The sequence below is a fragment of the Vibrio sp. SCSIO 43132 genome (assembly GCF_019904195.1).
Taxonomy (GTDB): Bacteria; Pseudomonadota; Gammaproteobacteria; order Enterobacterales; family Vibrionaceae; genus Vibrio; species Vibrio nigripulchritudo.
In genome coordinates this window covers 631,444-647,558 of the sequence record NZ_CP063200.1, presented here as the reverse complement: position 1 = coordinate 647,558, position 16,115 = coordinate 631,444, and the positions used below count along the sequence as shown (strand labels likewise).

The following is a 16,115-nucleotide window of genomic DNA, read 5'->3' as shown; positions in this document are numbered from 1 at the left end:
ACCTTTATTTGCTAATTCAAGATGAGTGGAGTGCTATACAGTTGCCTTCAATATCTTCAAATTCGGCGACCCAGCCTAACTCTCCAATCGATGTTTTGGGATAAAGAACTTTACCTCCTTGAGACGACACTTTAGTCAATGTTTCTTCTATATTTTCTGTATTGAAATAGAGCCGTGAACCGTCTTTTGACGGGACATAGCTTTCTCCCTTAACCAAAGCTCCGGTGATCCCTTCCCACTGATCGTTGGACGAAAATATTGCCATTTCATTGCCATCAATTACGGCTCGTTCAAATTGATGACCGAACACGACCTCATAAAATTTTATGGCTCTGTCAATGTCGTGCACAGGGATTTCAAAATAGCCAACTGGGTTCTTCATTTCTGACGATCCTTTTTTAATCAACCTACTATGAATCTTTACTGTTAGCCATTAGTTGGTCTGCTCTCTCCAGAGTAACTAGTGTTTCTTTAAACACGTCATCAATTTTTTCTCTTTCTGGCAGATCCGGCAGGCTATTTGAAATGGACAATTGATCAGCTTTGACTCCTTCAATCATATCTTTTATCAATCCTGAATTTTCCTTTTCCAAGCGCTGTAACAGTCCTGTCAATATGTACAAACAAGCACCTGCTTTTGCATCACTCATCCTTTTCTCCTAAATTCTTCCTATTAGATGCCATCAAAGTAAGAATATCATTGAATACATAGACCTAGCTGGCTAAATCTGATCTTTCGGTTCACCTAAATCGCATTTTTTGCAATTCAGTTCGTAGCTCAACATAGAATCACGACCTGTCTCCGTTTCAACCCAAGGTCTGTTTATAAAGGGAGGTTTATTCCGGACATGTTGAAAATGACCACACTGTAATTCCGCCACCCAATCATCAAATTCATCTTTATGGTAACCGACAATGGACTGTTTCATCTTTCTTAATAGCCATACAACATACGTACAAGTAGTTGCCAGACTACCACAACAATAAAGCTTTCTATCAAAAACAGGAGAAGTACATTAGCGTGGCTCGCTCTCTTTTTTGACGTAGGCGGTAAAGCTTAAAACTATCGCTAATGCAGAGACCACAGTCATAATTGTTCCCAGAACAAAATTTACGTAACCATCTGAAAACTCATTGCTCACGCATTTAGAATCCATAAGTGTTGCTGATATGGATGCCTCTGTAAGACCAAAAATTATGGAAGCACTAAATTGCAATCCGAATTAACACCAATGAAAAACAAAAAAGCTAAAGAGTTCTTTATTTAGCCTTTTCTAATGTTACTCTCTCACCCTGAAATATGTTCATTGAGATCGGGGATAATGCGTTAGGGTAATTATCGTGATGCACCATTAATCTTGCGAACTGGTATACGTGAAAGCACTTCATTTTCAGCCATTCGCATATTTATAGCTAAAATATCTTCCGAGCATTTCTCTGTTGTTATGTAGTGCGTTAAACAGCCACATAAGTTACAACGATGAAATTCGACTTCTTTGTCACCCCAACAATAGAAGGCGGTTTTCTCATTAAAATTAATTTTAACTTGATCAGTAGAAAAGTACGCCCAAGCTGCGGCATAACGACGACAAATGGAGCAGTTACACTCACCTACTTCTTCAGGGATGGAACTCAATTCTAAGCTGACATTTCCGCAGTGACACTTTAGTTCCATTCGATAATTCCTTCTATCTACTTGAAGCCACATTCAGTAACTGAAAACCACTACAATCGCGATACTGCCAAAAAACTAAAAATACCACGTGTTATAGGTCAGCTTAGATTCTCTTGTTAACTTCTAATTTAACCAAACACCGCGAACATCAGAACGAACAGGCCCCGAACATGTGGCTGCTGGATCTACATATCTAACGATAATGCTTCTATTAGCCATGTGGGCAGCAGTCACTACTGTTAGAATATTTTTGAAATCAGGATCGTCACGCTTAATCAACGCACTTCCCCCATCCTTGAAAGAAAGCCAGAGAATACCATCATCACCCACATAGACTCTGGAGGTATTTTCTACACATTCTTTGTACGAATCAGCAAACGATACATTAGAAACTAACAGTACTGACAGAAACAAAAGTAACTTTTTCATGTTTTTATATCCTCATTTCATTGTAAAGCTAAAAATTATTAGATGACGAGATGTCTATACAAATCATTCACTGCCTGTCACGCGACATATGAATAAGACAAATAACATTCAATTCACTGATATTTAAACAAAAGATAAAGGCATGGGAAATGTTATGAACAAAAATAGATAAGCAGGAGGAAAAGAGGACAAAGAAATGAGCGGCATCTCACTAAAAATCAACAACACATTTTCGCGATTAAGAAAGACTTTAACAAAGCGCAAATTCATCACATTTGATGGCAAATAGCGAACTCATCTCGCTAAGCCAGACGCTTGTAACTTTCAGGTAAAAGGCTGCGAGCGCAGCCAAACGGAAGTGGTTGGTTTTTCGGTTTGAAGTCAACAGCCTTTAAACCGTTCTACACATGTCTCCAGTACTTTTCGGGGGTGCTGGCTCCACCAGTATTCAGAGAATATTTCGATTTCGCACAGTCCCTGATAGCCAGCGACGTCCTCGACGATTCGGCGGATCTCTGGGATGTCGGCGACACCATCCCCCATCATGCCTCGGTCTAGAAGTAGGTCTTTGGTTTCAGCCAGCCAGTCACACAGATGGAAGGAGAACACTTTATCTGTACCTTTAAGGGAAGTTTCTAGCTGGGAATCCCACCACACGTGATACACATCAACGGCAATACCCAGATTTTGCGCACCTACATTTTCGCAGATGGTCAGCGCATCTTTTACGGTCACAATGCAGGAACGATCGCCGCCGTACATTGGGTGTAAAGGCTCTAACGCCAGTTTGACTCCACTTTGGGCGGCATGCTCCGCGGCTTCTGCGAGAATGGATTCAATCAAACCCCAGCCCGCAGTTATGCCTTTCATCCCAATAGGTACACCCCCGGTCAGAATCACCAGACATTCTGCCTGAAGTTCGGCAGTCTGATCGATGGCAAGTTTGAAATCATCCTTCACCTGCTTTAGGTCGGGTGCAAAGGGTCCGCAAAAAAATGGGGAGCGGCATAGTCCCGACACCGACATGCCTGCCCCCCTAACGGCTCTACCTACTGAATCTAAATTCTGATGCTGACTGAACTCCTGACGCCAGAACGTGATGCCTGAAAAGCCAAGCTCTGCACAGTTATCGATAAGCGCTTCTGTGCTCCAGCCAAATCCTTTACCCGGCACGTTGTGCCCCAGTGTTGCTGTGTTCAGTGCTAACGCCTGCGTGCTGGATGAGAAATCACGCATTGGCGCTCTCCAGTGCGATCACAGGTTTAAAAGGAAGTCGGTCGAGCACATCTTTCTGAAGGTCAACTCCCTTGGCTATCTCTATCAGTGTCAAACCCTGCTCGGTCAGTTTGAACACCGCACGTTCGGTCACGTAGATAACCTGTTGTCCGTTTTTAAACGCCTGCTTTCCGCTGAAGGTAATGTGACCGACTTGTTCAACCACTTTTGGAACACTGCCATAATGGTCAATAATCAGGTTGCTTTGCGCATCTTTGTGAACCTTTAGCCCCTTGGCTTCGAAGGTGCCGCAGAATACGACTTTTTGAGCACCGGAGGTGATGTCGATAAACCCCCCTGGACCAACAAGGTTGTCGCCAATTTTAGAGACATTCACATTGCCCTCCAGGTCGACTTCTCCCATCCCAAGGAAGGTGATATCAATACCGCCGCCAGTAAAAAAGTCGAATTGCTCCGGCGAACTGATTATGACCTGCGGGTTTCTCGCCGCGCCAAACATTTCACCATCTAGCATGTCGCCGTTGTGAATGCCCTGCTCTACCGTTCCCCAGTAACGTACACCTCGTTTAGCGAGTACCGCCGGAATGCCCCCCGAAATACCAAAACCAAAGTTGGCTGAGCGAGCACCGTTGATTTCATTGGCTGCACGTTCACAGATATACAAGCGAACGCCAGAAGGAAGTTCATTCAGTTCAGGATTGCTGCCTTCGTCGTGGCTCCATTGTTCACCACTGATGGAAGGGTCGTATTCTGATATCCGACACTGCTCCTGGCTGGGTTCGACAAACACATGATCGAGAATAATGCCGGGTACTGTGACGGCTCGGGCAGGCAAAATGGGCGAATCGGTTAGGCTTTTGACCTGCGCAATCACCTTACCGCCGCAGTTGTGGGCGGCTAATGCCATGGTGTACGCATCCAGATCAACCGGTTCATGACGAGTGGAAAGATTGCCATTATTGTCGACCACACTGCCGCGAATAAAACTGAAATCCACTTTTATGGGTTTGAAGTGCAATATGTCTTCACCATCCACGTTCAGCTTTTCAACTAAATCCTGCTTGGTGACGTCGTTGCTTTTTCCGCCACCGTGGTCCGGGTCAACAAACGTACCCAACCCAACCTTGGTAAAAAAGCCGGGGCGACCAGCGCCAGTCTCGCGCAGTACCCCTGAGATCACCCCGGCAGGAAACGTATAAGCTTCAATGTGGTTATTACGACACAGTGCCTGCATGTTGGGTGCCCAGCTCCAGTGTGCCCCAATCACCCTTTTCACCATGCCTTTGTGAGCAAAGCGCTGTAACCCTTTTTCCTGAGCGTCGCCGATGCCTAAAACATGGACCAAAGTGAGATCTTTAGGGTGCCCTGTTGTCAGAAAGCTTTGTTCCAATTCCTTGAACAGAGCATCGGCTTCCAGCAAACCACCTCCAGAACCACACAATGCGATGGTTGCCCCGTCAAATATCAACGGAGCGACCTCACCCACCTGCAATTGTTTCGATTTTCCTACGTGCTCCATGAACACCTCAATATATAACCAACTAGTTAGTTAATTTAAATTCAAATAAAAAGCGCGCTATCAGGCGCTTTTTCCTAGCACTAAATCTGCGCCTTTCTCTGCCACCATAATGGCTGCAGCATTGGTGTTTGAGCTGACAATAGTTGGAATCACCGATGCGTCAATCACACGAAGGTTTTTGATGCCTTTCACTCGCAGATCGGTATCGACCACCGCCATAGCATCGTCCTCTGCACCCATCTTGCACGTCCCGACTGGATGGTAAGCGGTACGACCATGATCGCGGCAGAACTGGATGATCTGTTCATCAGATTCCACATGCGACCCTGGGAAATGCTCACGCTCAATCAAGCCATTGAAAGCATGCTGATTGATCATATTTCGGCATAACTTAACCCCTTCAATCGCGACCTGAACGTCGTAAGGGTCAGACATATGATTGGTGTTCACTACCGGATTATCAGCAGGATTAGTGCTGGCAAGTTCCACTGTGCCACGGCTACGTGGTCTCAGTTGGTAGAAATTTAACGTCACGCCGTAACCAGAAGGTACTTCTGGAATACCCGCTTCAACGCCAGCGCCGGGCAGGAAGTGAAACTGAATGTCTGGCGTTTTTTGCTCTTTGTCCCCCCACCAAAATGCACCCGCTTCGGCTATGTTGGAAGTGACGGGACCCGTTTTAAAGATCAGATATTGCAGCGCAACCATCAGCTTGCTGAGCGGCTTGTTGTAGCGCTCCATGCTGTAAGGTCCGTTCAGCTCATGAATCGTATCGATGTCATAATGGTCTTGTAGGTTCTTACCAACACCCGGCAACTCCTGAACCACATCGATACCATGTTCTTCCAGCCATTCTGAATCGCCAACACCACTTAGCATCAGAATTTTTGGTGACGCAATTGCCCCAGCAGCGAGAATCACTTCCTGATTTGCCTTGTAAGTATGCTTCTTGCCGCCATGTTCACATTCCACCCCAATGGCAGACTTGCCTTCAAACAGCAGCTTATGAACCATGCAACCAGTGATCACCGTTAAGTTTGGTCGCTTGAGCGCAGGGGCTAAATAACCAGCCGCGGCACTGCAGCGTTTGCCATCTTTTTGAGTTACCTGATAAAAACCCACGCCCGCCTGCTTCCCATCGTTAAAATCTGGGTTGTAAGGTAATCCCGCCTGTTGAGCACTGCGGATAAATCGGTGAGAGAGTGGATCTTTATAAATAAGGTTGGAGACCGACAAAGGACCTTCGGTGCCATGATGTTCGTTGGCAAACGTCTGGTTGGATTCTGAGCGTACAAAGTAAGGTTTTACGTCTTCATATGACCAGCCAGCACAGCCATCTTCATTCGCCCAGCGGTCGTAATCTTCTGGGCAGCCACGAGTAAATACCTGTGCGTTAACCGAGCTGCCGCCACCTATCACTTTTCCCTGTGGGTAAACAATGGAACGGTTAGAAAGATGCTCCGTTGGTTTTGTAAAGTAATCCCAAACCAAGGGACCTTTGGTGGTCTTAAAGAAGCCAATGGGCATATGGATATACATGTCTTTGTCGACAGGTCCCGCTTCCAGTAGCAGAACACGATTGTTGGGATTTTCAGTGAGTCGGGAAGCCAATACGCAACCAGCCGAACCCCCACCAATGATAAGATAGTCGTACATCTTTTATCCTTAAATGTTAGTGCCTTAGCACATTCCTTTGTTTCACTTTTTGGTGTTTTGTAATGGTTATTTTGTATGAATGAACACCAAGTAACTATTTAGTTATATAATTGAACGATTAAATTTTCAACTGTTATTTATGTGACCTCCTGAACAGATGAAAAGATTCACCCCGTATCACAAATGGAGTTTAGACTTAGAAAACTTATAGAAAGATCGCACTGTACCGATTAGCAGTTGCAGGCTAGTAAATATATAGTTACTTTATGATACCCAATATTCCGCACAACTCTTGTGCACAACGGTAAACATACTCAACAGGAAACAATTGTGGCGAATCAGAAAGCGAAAAAACCGATTCATCAAAGGGACAGCGAAGCCACTAAAGAACGTATTCTTCAGGCAGCCAAATACGAATTTGCGCAAAATGGATACGCGGGAGCAAGGGTCGACGAAATATCCGAACGGTCTGAAACCAACAAACGCATGATCTATCACTACTTCGGTGGTAAGCAGAAGCTGTTTAAAGCGGTTCTGGAACAAGCCTATTTCGACATTCGAAAAGCCGAACGAGCGCTTCATCTCGAAGAAATGGAGCCTGAGAGAGCACTGACCGTACTGGTCGAGTTTACCTGGCAATACTATTTGGATAACCCTGAATTCCTTACGCTGGTTAACAGTGAGAACCTTCATAAAGCTGAGCATTTGAAATCATCGGAAGTCATCGAATCTTTACGTGACCCGTTTGTTTCGATGATTCAGGAGATTCTTAAGCGCGGAGTAAAATCTGGTGTGTTCCGTGAAGACGTCGATCCTGTTCAGCTGATCATCACCATGGCCGCGGTGAGCTACTACTATTTCACCAACCGATACACAGGCTCAATTTTATTTAACCGCGATCTGATGGCAGAGGATGCTCTAAAAGAGCGTCTCGCATTTAATGTGGAAACCATTTTGCGAATGGTTAAAGCCTGATTGTAAGCTGTGCTCGCCAAGCCGTGCGGGCACACTTCCAGCTTCCTCTTTTCATTCTTCACGCTCTATTCCATCTTTCTCTGTTCGACCAATTCAAAGTACGCCTTCGTCACTTTTCTTAGAGCTGTTACTTGCAAATATGTAACTAACTATTTACATACTATCAAGTCCATCTCTCACTAAAGTACGTTCGCCTTGAACGGCAACAAGGAGGTTTATATGAGTGAAATGCAAGCCGCATACCTGACCAAGCCAGGGAAATTCGAGCTGAGAACAGTGGCAAAACCCACCCCAAAAGACGATGAGGTAATAATTAAGGTATCTAACTGCAACATTTGCGGAACCGATATGCACATCTTCAACGGTCATTACTCCGCCGACAAACTGCCCATGGTGTTAGGGCATGAGTTTTCAGGGGTGATAACGGAATTAGGCAAGAGCGTGAACCACCTTTCAATTGGTCAGTCTGTCACCGTGGACATCAATAAAGGCTGCGGTCACTGCTACTACTGCCGCCAGAACGAGATCATGAATTGTCCGGATATTTCGCAAATAGGCATTCATGAAAATGGAGCGTTTGCCGAGTACATCAGCGTCCCAGCCAGATTGGTGCTGGTTGCACCTGAGGGAACATCATTAGAATTACTTTCCCTTGTTGAACCGGTTGCTTGTGTGGTTCGGGCAGCGCGCAAAGCACAGGTCAGTTTCGGTCAAAGCGTCGTTATTCTGGGAGCTGGACCCATTGGCAATTTACACGTTCAAATGATGCGGTTGATTGGCGCAGCGCCCATTATCATTGCTGATCTTTCAGAAGAAAGAACGCAAATGGCACTGGATGTCGGCGCTGATATTGCGGTAACGAATATGAATCAGCTTCAGCAAGTAGTCATGAACCATACCGAAGGCAGAGGAGCGGACATTGTTATCGAGAGTGTCGGCATTCCGCAACTTTACGAAAAAGCGTTTGAGCTGATCAGACCGGGAGGACACGTCAGTGCGTTTGGTATTACAGATGAACACGGTGCCCTTTCACTAAAGCTGTTGGATATGGTGTTGAAAGAAACCTCCATTAAGGGATCTGTTGCCGGAATGGGTCAAGACATGCACGATGCGATGACGCTGCTTCTGCACTATCGGTTCAAAACGGACGCTTTTAACAGCTGTACTTTCCCGCTTGAGGATATCCAGAATGCCTTTGAGCAGGTTGCTAGCCAGAGCCGACCAGACGTGTTGAAAGTTCAGGTAAAAGTTTCCTAAATTCATCAAACAAGGAGTTCGGCGCTCGTCGGTCAGCACGAGCGTTACCTCCGCTAAATCAGCCAAACTTCCCTCTTATATACTCTATTCCATGTGCCCACAACTCCATATGGTGACGTCACAGGAAAACGTCTCCATCACCTTTCTTAGAATTGACACTTGCAAAATAAGTAACTAACTGTTTACATAATTACAACATTGCTTTTTCATTCTCATGCCGTATGGAGCCAGTAGGCTTCAAGAGAAGACACTTCAAATTGTAGATTCTGTTGACCAGAGGAATGGTTATGAAAGCAAATAAAATCAACACGTTCAGTCGAAGTGGCGTTGAGGTAACCGCCATGGGGTTCGGTGCCGCGCCGATAGGAAATATCTTCCGCCCTATTGATGAATCCACCTCCGAAGCCATGATTGAAAAGTCCTGGAATGCAGGCATCCGTTACTTCGATACTGCGCCTATGTACGGTCATGGTTTGTCGGAAGTACGTGTCGGTCATGCCTTGCGCTGGAAGCCCCGCAACGAATTCACCTTATCCACAAAAGTGGGTCGAATTTTAAAACCTCAGGCTCGCGAAAAAATCGATTTTACGCCTTGGGTGAACGCCCTCCCTTTCGAAATGCAATTTGATTACAGCTACGACGGCACCATGCGCAGCATCGAAGATTCGATTCAGCGTATGGGGCTGGAGCGAATTGATGTCGCCTTCATACACGACATCGATAACTTTACTCACGGGAAAGATGCGCAGCCTGCTCGTTTTCGCGAGGCCATGGATGGCGCATACAAAGCGTTGAGCCAACTTCGTGACGAAGGCGTTGTTAAGTCGATTGGTGTGGGTGTAAACGAATGGCAGGTTTGCCATCAAGCCTTGATTGAAAGAGACTTCGACAGCTTTTTGCTGGCCGGTCGCTACACCTTGTTAGAACAGGAAGCGCTGGACGAGTTTCTGCCACTTTGTGAAAGCCGCGGCGCGTCCATCATTATTGGTGGAGGTTTCAACAGCGGTATTCTTGCTACAGGTGCCACCGAAAAAGCCAAATACAACTACGCCCCCGCTCCTGCTGAGATCAAACAGAAAGTCGCGAAGATTGAAGCCGTCTGTGAAGAGTTTAACGTCGCCCTGCCAGCGGCTGCGCTGCAATTTGTGCTCGCGCACCCTTGTGTGCCTTCCATTATTCCGGGTACCCGGGACGTTTCACAGCTTCAGCAGAATCTTGACTGGATCAATCAGGCGATTCCGACCGAATTCTGGGAAACGCTGAAAAAACAACAATTGATCCGAGAAGACGCCCCAACACCTAACGATTGATTTTTGCCCCCCAATAAAAGGATGGGGGGTATTTTACCCTAACAATAACTAACTAGTTACTTATAGGTATATGAATATGATCAAAGTACATGGAATTAACCACATTGGCTTCACCGTTCCAGACATCGAGCAAGCCGTCGAGTTTTTTACCGAAGTATTCGGAGCAGAAACCATCATGAATGTGGGGTATGTGGACGTCGATGATGAGTTCATGGACAGAAGACTCGGTGTAAACGCGGGCAGAAGAATCAAAGACATGCGCGTTTTGCAGTGTGGTAAAGGTGGCGCACTGGAAATATTCGAATACAGCGGTGAAGACGCTTCACCACTGAAAATGAACAGTGAGATTGGCGGTTTTCATATCGCGCTTGAAGTCGACAACGTTTACGAAAGCGCCGAAAAAATGAAAGCCATGGGTGTCGACTTACTTGAAGGTCCCACTCTGATTGATGCAGGTCCAATGGAAGGACTGAACTGGCTGTATTTCCGTACTCCCTGGGGTCAGTACATGGAAATTGTCAGCACCGAAGGTCCAATGGGCTACGAAAAGGACGGCGGTCCTAAAATGTGGTCGCCAAAACCCTAAGAAAGACAACATCGCGCCAGGACGTAATGCGCGAATTTAACCAAACTACGAACAGCACAAGGAACCATAGCCATGAAAAGGATGATATCGGCTTGCTTGATCAGTCTGTCTGCGCTGCTGGCAATGCCCGGACACGCACAGGACAAACCTTTCGCAGGAACCAAACTGAAAATGCTCGCCATTGGGGATACCTCGGTAACCCGAGTCGCACCCATCATTGGAGAGTTTAAAGAAAAAACAGGGATCGACGTTCAAATTGATCAGTTCCCTTACCCGGGTTTAATCGACAAAATTATTATTGAATCGAGCGCAAATAGCCCGACCTATCAACTACTTTGGGTAGATAGCCCATGGGTGGGGGTTCTGGGTGAATCCGGCGCGCTGGAAGATCTTACCTCTCGCGTGAAGCGCGATGCCGATGAAGTTCACCTGGATGACATCATCCCAATTCAGCTACAAGAAAATTCGTGGCAGGGCAAACTGCTCGCCTTCCCGGCGTCTGGCATGATTTGGTCGGTGAACTACCGTAAAGATCTGTATGAAAATGCCGACGAGAAAGCCGCTTTTAAAGCGAAATATGGCTATGACTTAGCCCCTGCTAAATCCTGGAAACAGTACATTGATATCGCGGAATTCTTTACGCGTAAGAAAGGCGATACCTTAGCAGGTAAAACGTTATCCAAGGACTTCTACGGCAACGCGCAGGCATTTAGCCGGGTAGCGGGTGCAATCACGCACGATTACTTCCCTATCATGAGAAGTTTCGGTGGTGATTACTGGGATCCGAAAACAGGTCTTTGCGCCATGACGGGCGAACCGCATGTGAAAGCTGCAAACGTGATGAAGGAACTGGTGAAGTTCAACCCGCCTGATTATCTGGGTTTGATGTGGGATATCCGCACAGGCTACATGGAGCGTGGCGAAACAGCGACATCCGGTTACTGGTCGGTCAGAACCGTCCGTCTGACCAACCCGGAAGAAGCGGTACTGCCTACTATTGGTGAGGCAGGCTATGCACCAAGCCCAACGGGAGAAGGTAAACCGCAGCCGACATACACCGGTGCTCTGTCTTTTGCTATCAACAGCAAATCTTCCACCAAGCAAAAAGATGCAGCTTGGGAATTCATTAAGTGGAGTACCAGCCGCGATCTGATGCGTCGCTTTGCTAATGAAGGTTCTGGCGTAAGTCAGTTCCATAAATCGATTCTTGCCGATCCTGAACTTCAGAAAAAATACCCTTACTACAAGGTGCTTCTGGAAACACAGGACAACGCCAAACGCCGTATCTTCCACCCGTTTTACGCCGATGTCGAAGAGTCGTTTGGTATTGAGTTGAACAAGTTTGTTGCAGGAGAAACCGCAACGGCTGAAGAAGCGTTGGAGAAAGCCTGTACGCAAATCAACTCTCGCCTGAAGATCTTCCCAACAGACATGCGCTTACGTTGGATCAACGACGTGCCTGTCGAGGTTCTTCAATAACTTAGGGTTTACAGACCTTAGGGCTTGCGAACCTTAGGGTTTTGTTGACCTTTGTATTACGGACAAAGGCTGGGCAGGCGCCCAGTCTTCTTCGCACAGAATGTGCTGACACGGATTTCGTCTATGAGTTTTATCAAACAGAGAAACCGAGCACTCGCCACAACGTTTCTGTTGCCCGCGGTTGTTGTTCTGTTTTCCGTCACTATTTACCCAATGTTGTATGCACTTTGGCTAAGCTTTCGCAGTTATGACCTTGCGAAGCCATTTATTCCCAGAGTGTTCGTTGGGATTGCGAATTACCAAGAAATTCTGACTTCTTCACCCTTTTTTCATTCACTGGTCACCACCTTCAAACTGATGGGTGCCACTTTATCGGTGCAATTAATTCTGGGGTTGGGGCTGGCGTATCTCGTTACGCGTCCAATTCCCGGAATGGCTGTAGTAAGAACGCTGCTTTTGATTCCTATGATGATCGCCCCTGTGATTGTCGGGCTGGTGTGGCTGTTCCTCTACTTCCCGGAATTGGGCTATCTCAACTATTTTCTGGGGCTGGTCGGCATTGATTCTGTAGGCTGGATCACCAGCACCAACTGGGCGCTTACCGCCATAGCCATTGCGGACATCTGGCAGTGGACGCCTTTCTTTATGATGGGTATCGCCGCGTCGATTCAGAGCATGCCACCGGAACCGTTAGAAGCGGCAAAGATCGATGGCAATTCCAACTGGGATGTGTTCTTCCATATTACTCTGCCACAGCTCAAGCCTGTGTTGATCAGCCTGCTGTTTTTGCGAGCCATTGATGCCTTCAAAATTTACGACATCATTTTCGTGCTGACCAAAGGTGGGCCGGGCGATTCAACCGAAGTGCTTTCGCTATTCATTTATCGCCAGAGCTTTACCTTCTGGCGTATGGGAGTCGGTGCTGCCGCATCGTTCGTTTCACTGATCATCATCGTTGTGTTGATCACGCTGTTCTTCCGCTCGTTGCAGAAGAACCCGCAGACAAATGGGTAAGGAGCGTATCGCATGAAACAGAAGTTACTCACTTATTTCTTTGTCGCCATTGCGCTTGTGCTCTTTATGACGCCCATCTATCTGATTCTGATGTCGTCGTTAAAACCATCTGCGTACATGTTTTCTCAGCCACCAGCATTCTTCTTCGAGCCAACACTGCAACACTATTACGATCTGTTCACCATGAGGCCGTTTCATTTGCAGATCCTCAACAGCCTGATTGTTGCGCTCGGGTCAACCGCATTCAGCCTTATTGTTGGTGCATCGGCAGCTTATGCTCTGTCTCGGATTCAGGGGAAATGGGTAGGCGATGTCGCGTTCTGGATCCTTTCTCTCAGAATGTTCCCGCCGATTGCAGTGGTGGTGCCTTACTACATCATTTTTAAATCGGTCAATCTGTTGGATTCCCCGCTGGCACTCATCATTGTTTACTCCACGTTCAACATTCCGCTGACGGTTTGGTTAATGAAAGGGTTCTTCGATGAGATCCCGATGGCACTGGAAGAAGCTGCGCAGGTAGACGGGCACGGGCTGCTTTCAGTGTTCTTCCGGGTCACTTTGCCGCTGACCGCTCCGGGGCTCGCGGTGTCTGCCGTGTTCTGCTTTATCTTTTCGTGGAACGAGTTCCTGTTCGCGCTGATGCTCACCGGGTCTAACGCTCAGACGGTCACCGTTGCGGTCATGTCGTTCTGGTCGAGCGATGCGGTGCAGTGGGGTCGAATTATGGCGGGCTCATTCATCATTTTGATTCCGGGGGTTATTTTCGTTCTCACTTGCCAGCGCTGGCTGGTGAAAGGACTCACCATGGGTTCGGTTAAAGGTTAAGAGGAAAAATTCATGACATCAGTGACATTAACAAATATCACGAAAAGCTATGGAGAGACCGAAATCGTCCATGGTATTGATTTAAACATTGAGCCGGGCGAATTCGTTGTCCTGCTTGGTCCGTCTGGGTGTGGCAAAACCACAACCCTTCGTATGATTGCAGGGCTGGAAGACGTCACCTCGGGGGATTTGTGTATTGGCGATTCGCGGGTTAACGATGTGCCTCCTAAAGATCGTGGCATTGCCATGGTGTTTCAGAATTACGCTCTTTATCCGCATATGACGGTTCGGGGAAATATGGCGTTTGCCCTGAAACCTCAGAAGCTTTCGCAGTCGGAAGTGGAGGAGCGCATCAAAAACGTCTCTGAAACGCTGGGGCTGGACACCTTGTTAGAAAGAAAACCCAGCCAGCTTTCGGGCGGTCAAAGACAAAGAGTTGCCATGGGCAGAGCCATGGTGCGCACACCCAATGTGTTTCTGTTTGACGAACCTTTATCCAACCTGGATGCCAAGCTAAGAAGTAAAGTGCGTTTTGAAATCGCCAAGCTCCACCAGACGTTAAAATCGACGGTCGTTTACGTTACCCACGACCAAATCGAAGCCATGACGCTGGCGGATAAAATCGTGGTGATGCGGGACGGGCTGATAGAGCAAATCGGCTCACCAGAATCCATCTACCGCCACCCTGCAAATACCTTTGTAGCAACCTTCATCGGTAGCCCGGAAATGAACCTGCTGGATGCACAGCTCCAACAAAACGGGGCAGAAAATCAGGTTCTGTTTAATGGTGCCAGCTTTCCACTCAGTGCTATCAAGCTGGCGAAAGCGCCCACCGATTCCAACATTGTTCTTGGGGTTCGCCCTGATCACCTTCTTCTCTCTCATCAGGCATTTAAAGATGTACCGTCACTGGAAGCGAAAGTGACTCTGATTGAGTATTTGGGTCAGGAGAAACTGATTAACCTGACGGTTGGGGATATCGACATGTGTGCGCTGGTTTCCAGTACCACGTCCTTTTCTGAGGGGCAGAGCCTGTTCGTCAGTTTCGATATGTCTCAGGTCAGTATTTTTGACAAGGCAACTCAGGAAAACCTCCTGCCAAATGGCGGTTCTTCATCAGCAAAACGGAGCGCAGCATGAACAAAGAAATCGTATTCACCGCCCCCAATACGGCTGAATTATGGGAATTTGAACTCCCACCTTTAGGAGAGACAGAAATCCGGGGTAGAACGGTGTGCTCTCTGATTAGCCCCGGTACAGAAACCGCTTGGTTTACCCAAGGGGAATATCCGTTGAAACCGGGGTACGCCGCAGTTTTTGAAGCTCAGGAATTGGGCAGCAAGGTTAGCAGCATCAAACCGGGACAACTCGTTTTGTGTATGGGCGGACATCGCTCTGCACAACAGTTTGATGAAATGTATGTGGTGCCTTTGCCCAAAGGAATGTCAGCATCCACAGGTGTGATAGCTCGGTTGATGGGCGTTTCCATGACCACTTTGATGACCACAAAAGCCAGACCGGGCGATAAAGTGATTGTGTCTGGCGCGGGCCCCGTTGGTTATCTCGCCGCTCATCAATGTAAATTGGCTGGCTACGACGTTGCAGTGATAGATCCCAATCCGCAACGCCGTGAAGAAGCGATAAAAAGCGGGCTTAATGCTTTGCCTTCTTTCCCTCTAGAGGATCCCGATTACGCGAAAAAAGTCGCGCTGGTGATTGACTGCTCCGGTCACGAAGCCGCCATACTCGATGCGTGTCGAATAGTACGCAAAAACGGCGAAGTCGTCTTGGTAGGCGTACCCTGGAAAGCCAACACCGACATGCTGGCTCATGCGATTTTGAATGAAGTGTTTTTCAACTACGTCAACCTTCGTTCTGGCTGGGAATGGGAAGTGCCTTTGCTTTCAAGGGACTTTGTCTGGGAAGAGCTTTACGAAGGTTACAATAACGCACCTTACAGTACCTTCGATGGGTTCAAACGTGCGCTTAAGTGGTTGTCTTTAGATGGGGTAATTCCACTGAATGATCTTACTCAGGATCTGAAAATGGACGATCCTCAAGCCATATACAGTGACTTGGTCAGTGGCAAACTCACTAAGCCGTTCAATGTGTTGAACTGGTAACTTCTCCCCCCACCTCAAAGTATTTTGAAGT

General features: G+C 47.2%; 17 protein-coding genes. 9 read left to right on the top strand and 8 right to left on the bottom strand.

Going from position 1 to position 16,115, the window contains the following annotated elements:
* Positions 1 to 16 precede the first annotated feature (16 nt).
* The 8 genes from INR79_RS20995 to INR79_RS20960 all read right to left on the bottom strand — a co-directional run bounded on the left by INR79_RS20995 (position 17) and on the right by INR79_RS20960 (position 6,515).
* Positions 17 to 382 carry a VOC family protein gene (locus INR79_RS20995; RefSeq protein ID WP_223099665.1) on the bottom strand — a complete coding sequence of 122 codons (366 nt, stop codon included), beginning with the start codon at positions 380 to 382 and terminating at the stop codon, positions 17 to 19.
* Positions 383 to 410: 28 nt separating this feature from the next.
* Positions 411 to 650 carry a hypothetical protein gene (locus INR79_RS20990; RefSeq protein WP_022590916.1) on the bottom strand — a complete coding sequence of 80 codons (240 nt, stop codon included), beginning with the start codon at positions 648 to 650 and terminating at the stop codon, positions 411 to 413.
* Between the two features lie 72 nt (positions 651 to 722).
* Positions 723 to 929 carry a DUF3565 domain-containing protein gene (locus INR79_RS20985; RefSeq protein ID WP_223099664.1) on the bottom strand — a complete coding sequence of 69 codons (207 nt, stop codon included), beginning with the start codon at positions 927 to 929 and terminating at the stop codon, positions 723 to 725.
* Positions 930 to 1,336: 407 nt separating this feature from the next.
* Positions 1,337 to 1,675 carry a GFA family protein gene (locus tag INR79_RS20980; protein ID WP_223099663.1) on the bottom strand — a complete coding sequence of 113 codons (339 nt, stop codon included), beginning with the start codon at positions 1,673 to 1,675 and terminating at the stop codon, positions 1,337 to 1,339.
* A 123-nt stretch (positions 1,676 to 1,798) separates the two neighbouring features.
* Positions 1,799 to 2,104 (bottom strand): hypothetical protein, encoded by a 306-nt coding sequence (locus INR79_RS20975; protein WP_022560870.1) that lies wholly within the window; start codon positions 2,102 to 2,104, stop codon positions 1,799 to 1,801.
* 381 nt (positions 2,105 to 2,485) lie between these two features.
* On the bottom strand, positions 2,486 to 3,340 hold the full coding sequence (locus INR79_RS20970) for a sugar phosphate isomerase/epimerase family protein (RefSeq protein ID WP_223099662.1): 855 nt from the start codon (positions 3,338 to 3,340) through the stop codon (positions 2,486 to 2,488).
* The gene (locus INR79_RS20965; RefSeq protein WP_223099661.1) at positions 3,333 to 4,859 is read right to left on the bottom strand and encodes a CoA-transferase; all 1,527 of its coding nucleotides are present in this window, start codon (positions 4,857 to 4,859) and stop codon (positions 3,333 to 3,335) included. The genes INR79_RS20970 and INR79_RS20965 overlap by 8 nt, the downstream gene beginning before the upstream one ends.
* Before the next feature lie 60 nt (positions 4,860 to 4,919).
* On the bottom strand, positions 4,920 to 6,515 hold the full coding sequence (locus tag INR79_RS20960; protein WP_223099660.1) for a GMC family oxidoreductase: 1,596 nt from the start codon (positions 6,513 to 6,515) through the stop codon (positions 4,920 to 4,922).
* Positions 6,516 to 6,845: 330 nt separating this feature from the next.
* On the opposite strand from INR79_RS20960, the gene INR79_RS20955 reads away from it, so the two are divergent.
* The 9 genes from INR79_RS20955 (at position 6,846) to INR79_RS20915 (ending at position 16,084) form a co-directional block, all read left to right on the top strand.
* Positions 6,846 to 7,490 (top strand): TetR/AcrR family transcriptional regulator, encoded by a 645-nt coding sequence (locus INR79_RS20955; RefSeq protein WP_022560866.1) that lies wholly within the window; start codon positions 6,846 to 6,848, stop codon positions 7,488 to 7,490.
* Positions 7,491 to 7,709: 219 nt separating this feature from the next.
* Positions 7,710 to 8,747, top strand: a complete 1,038-nt coding sequence (locus INR79_RS20950) for a zinc-dependent alcohol dehydrogenase (RefSeq protein ID WP_223099659.1) — start codon at positions 7,710 to 7,712, stop codon at positions 8,745 to 8,747.
* 287 nt (positions 8,748 to 9,034) lie between these two features.
* The gene (locus INR79_RS20945) at positions 9,035 to 10,057 is read left to right on the top strand and encodes an aldo/keto reductase (RefSeq protein WP_004403647.1); all 1,023 of its coding nucleotides are present in this window, start codon (positions 9,035 to 9,037) and stop codon (positions 10,055 to 10,057) included.
* A 76-nt stretch (positions 10,058 to 10,133) separates the two neighbouring features.
* Complete coding sequence (locus INR79_RS20940) at positions 10,134 to 10,643, top strand: VOC family protein (protein WP_004403646.1); 510 nt, start codon at positions 10,134 to 10,136, stop codon at positions 10,641 to 10,643.
* Between the two features lie 72 nt (positions 10,644 to 10,715).
* A complete protein-coding gene (locus tag INR79_RS20935) occupies positions 10,716 to 12,122 on the top strand; it encodes an extracellular solute-binding protein (protein WP_223099658.1) in 1,407 nt (468 codons plus the stop codon).
* Positions 12,123 to 12,245: 123 nt separating this feature from the next.
* Complete coding sequence (locus INR79_RS20930; RefSeq protein ID WP_004403633.1) at positions 12,246 to 13,136, top strand: carbohydrate ABC transporter permease; 891 nt, start codon at positions 12,246 to 12,248, stop codon at positions 13,134 to 13,136.
* A 12-nt stretch (positions 13,137 to 13,148) separates the two neighbouring features.
* On the top strand, positions 13,149 to 13,961 hold the full coding sequence (locus INR79_RS20925; RefSeq protein WP_004403632.1) for a carbohydrate ABC transporter permease: 813 nt from the start codon (positions 13,149 to 13,151) through the stop codon (positions 13,959 to 13,961).
* Positions 13,962 to 13,973: 12 nt separating this feature from the next.
* Entirely contained in the window at positions 13,974 to 15,101 is a 1,128-nt protein-coding gene (locus tag INR79_RS20920) for an ABC transporter ATP-binding protein (protein ID WP_223099657.1), read from the top strand.
* Positions 15,098 to 16,084: a zinc-binding dehydrogenase gene (locus tag INR79_RS20915; protein WP_223099656.1), complete on the top strand. Its 987-nt coding sequence runs from the start codon at positions 15,098 to 15,100 to the stop codon at positions 16,082 to 16,084. The genes INR79_RS20920 and INR79_RS20915 overlap by 4 nt, the downstream gene beginning before the upstream one ends.
* The last annotated feature ends 31 nt before the right edge of the window (positions 16,085 to 16,115 follow it).

Bases quoted from the DNA above. Each gene is read 5' to 3' on its own strand.
- INR79_RS20925 (WP_004403632.1), top strand. From the start codon at position 13,149: ATGAAACAGAAGTTACTCACTTATTTCTTTGTCGCCATTGCGCTTGTG.
- INR79_RS20985 (WP_223099664.1), bottom strand. From the start codon at position 929: ATGAAACAGTCCATTGTCGGTTACCATAAAGATGAATTTGATGATTGG.
- INR79_RS20965 (WP_223099661.1), bottom strand. From the start codon at position 4,859: ATGGAGCACGTAGGAAAATCGAAACAATTGCAGGTGGGTGAGGTCGCT.
- INR79_RS20930 (WP_004403633.1), top strand. From the start codon at position 12,246: ATGAGTTTTATCAAACAGAGAAACCGAGCACTCGCCACAACGTTTCTG.
- INR79_RS20960 (WP_223099660.1), bottom strand. From the start codon at position 6,515: ATGTACGACTATCTTATCATTGGTGGGGGTTCGGCTGGTTGCGTATTG.
- INR79_RS20995 (WP_223099665.1), bottom strand. From the start codon at position 382: ATGAAGAACCCAGTTGGCTATTTTGAAATCCCTGTGCACGACATTGAC.
- INR79_RS20975 (WP_022560870.1), bottom strand. From the start codon at position 2,104: ATGAAAAAGTTACTTTTGTTTCTGTCAGTACTGTTAGTTTCTAATGTA.
- INR79_RS20935 (WP_223099658.1), top strand. From the start codon at position 10,716: ATGAAAAGGATGATATCGGCTTGCTTGATCAGTCTGTCTGCGCTGCTG.
- INR79_RS20940 (WP_004403646.1), top strand. From the start codon at position 10,134: ATGATCAAAGTACATGGAATTAACCACATTGGCTTCACCGTTCCAGAC.
- INR79_RS20970 (WP_223099662.1), bottom strand. From the start codon at position 3,340: ATGCGTGATTTCTCATCCAGCACGCAGGCGTTAGCACTGAACACAGCA.
- INR79_RS20915 (WP_223099656.1), top strand. From the start codon at position 15,098: ATGAACAAAGAAATCGTATTCACCGCCCCCAATACGGCTGAATTATGG.
- INR79_RS20920 (WP_223099657.1), top strand. From the start codon at position 13,974: ATGACATCAGTGACATTAACAAATATCACGAAAAGCTATGGAGAGACC.
- INR79_RS20945 (WP_004403647.1), top strand. From the start codon at position 9,035: ATGAAAGCAAATAAAATCAACACGTTCAGTCGAAGTGGCGTTGAGGTA.
- INR79_RS20950 (WP_223099659.1), top strand. From the start codon at position 7,710: ATGAGTGAAATGCAAGCCGCATACCTGACCAAGCCAGGGAAATTCGAG.
- INR79_RS20990 (WP_022590916.1), bottom strand. From the start codon at position 650: ATGAGTGATGCAAAAGCAGGTGCTTGTTTGTACATATTGACAGGACTG.
- INR79_RS20980 (WP_223099663.1), bottom strand. From the start codon at position 1,675: ATGGAACTAAAGTGTCACTGCGGAAATGTCAGCTTAGAATTGAGTTCC.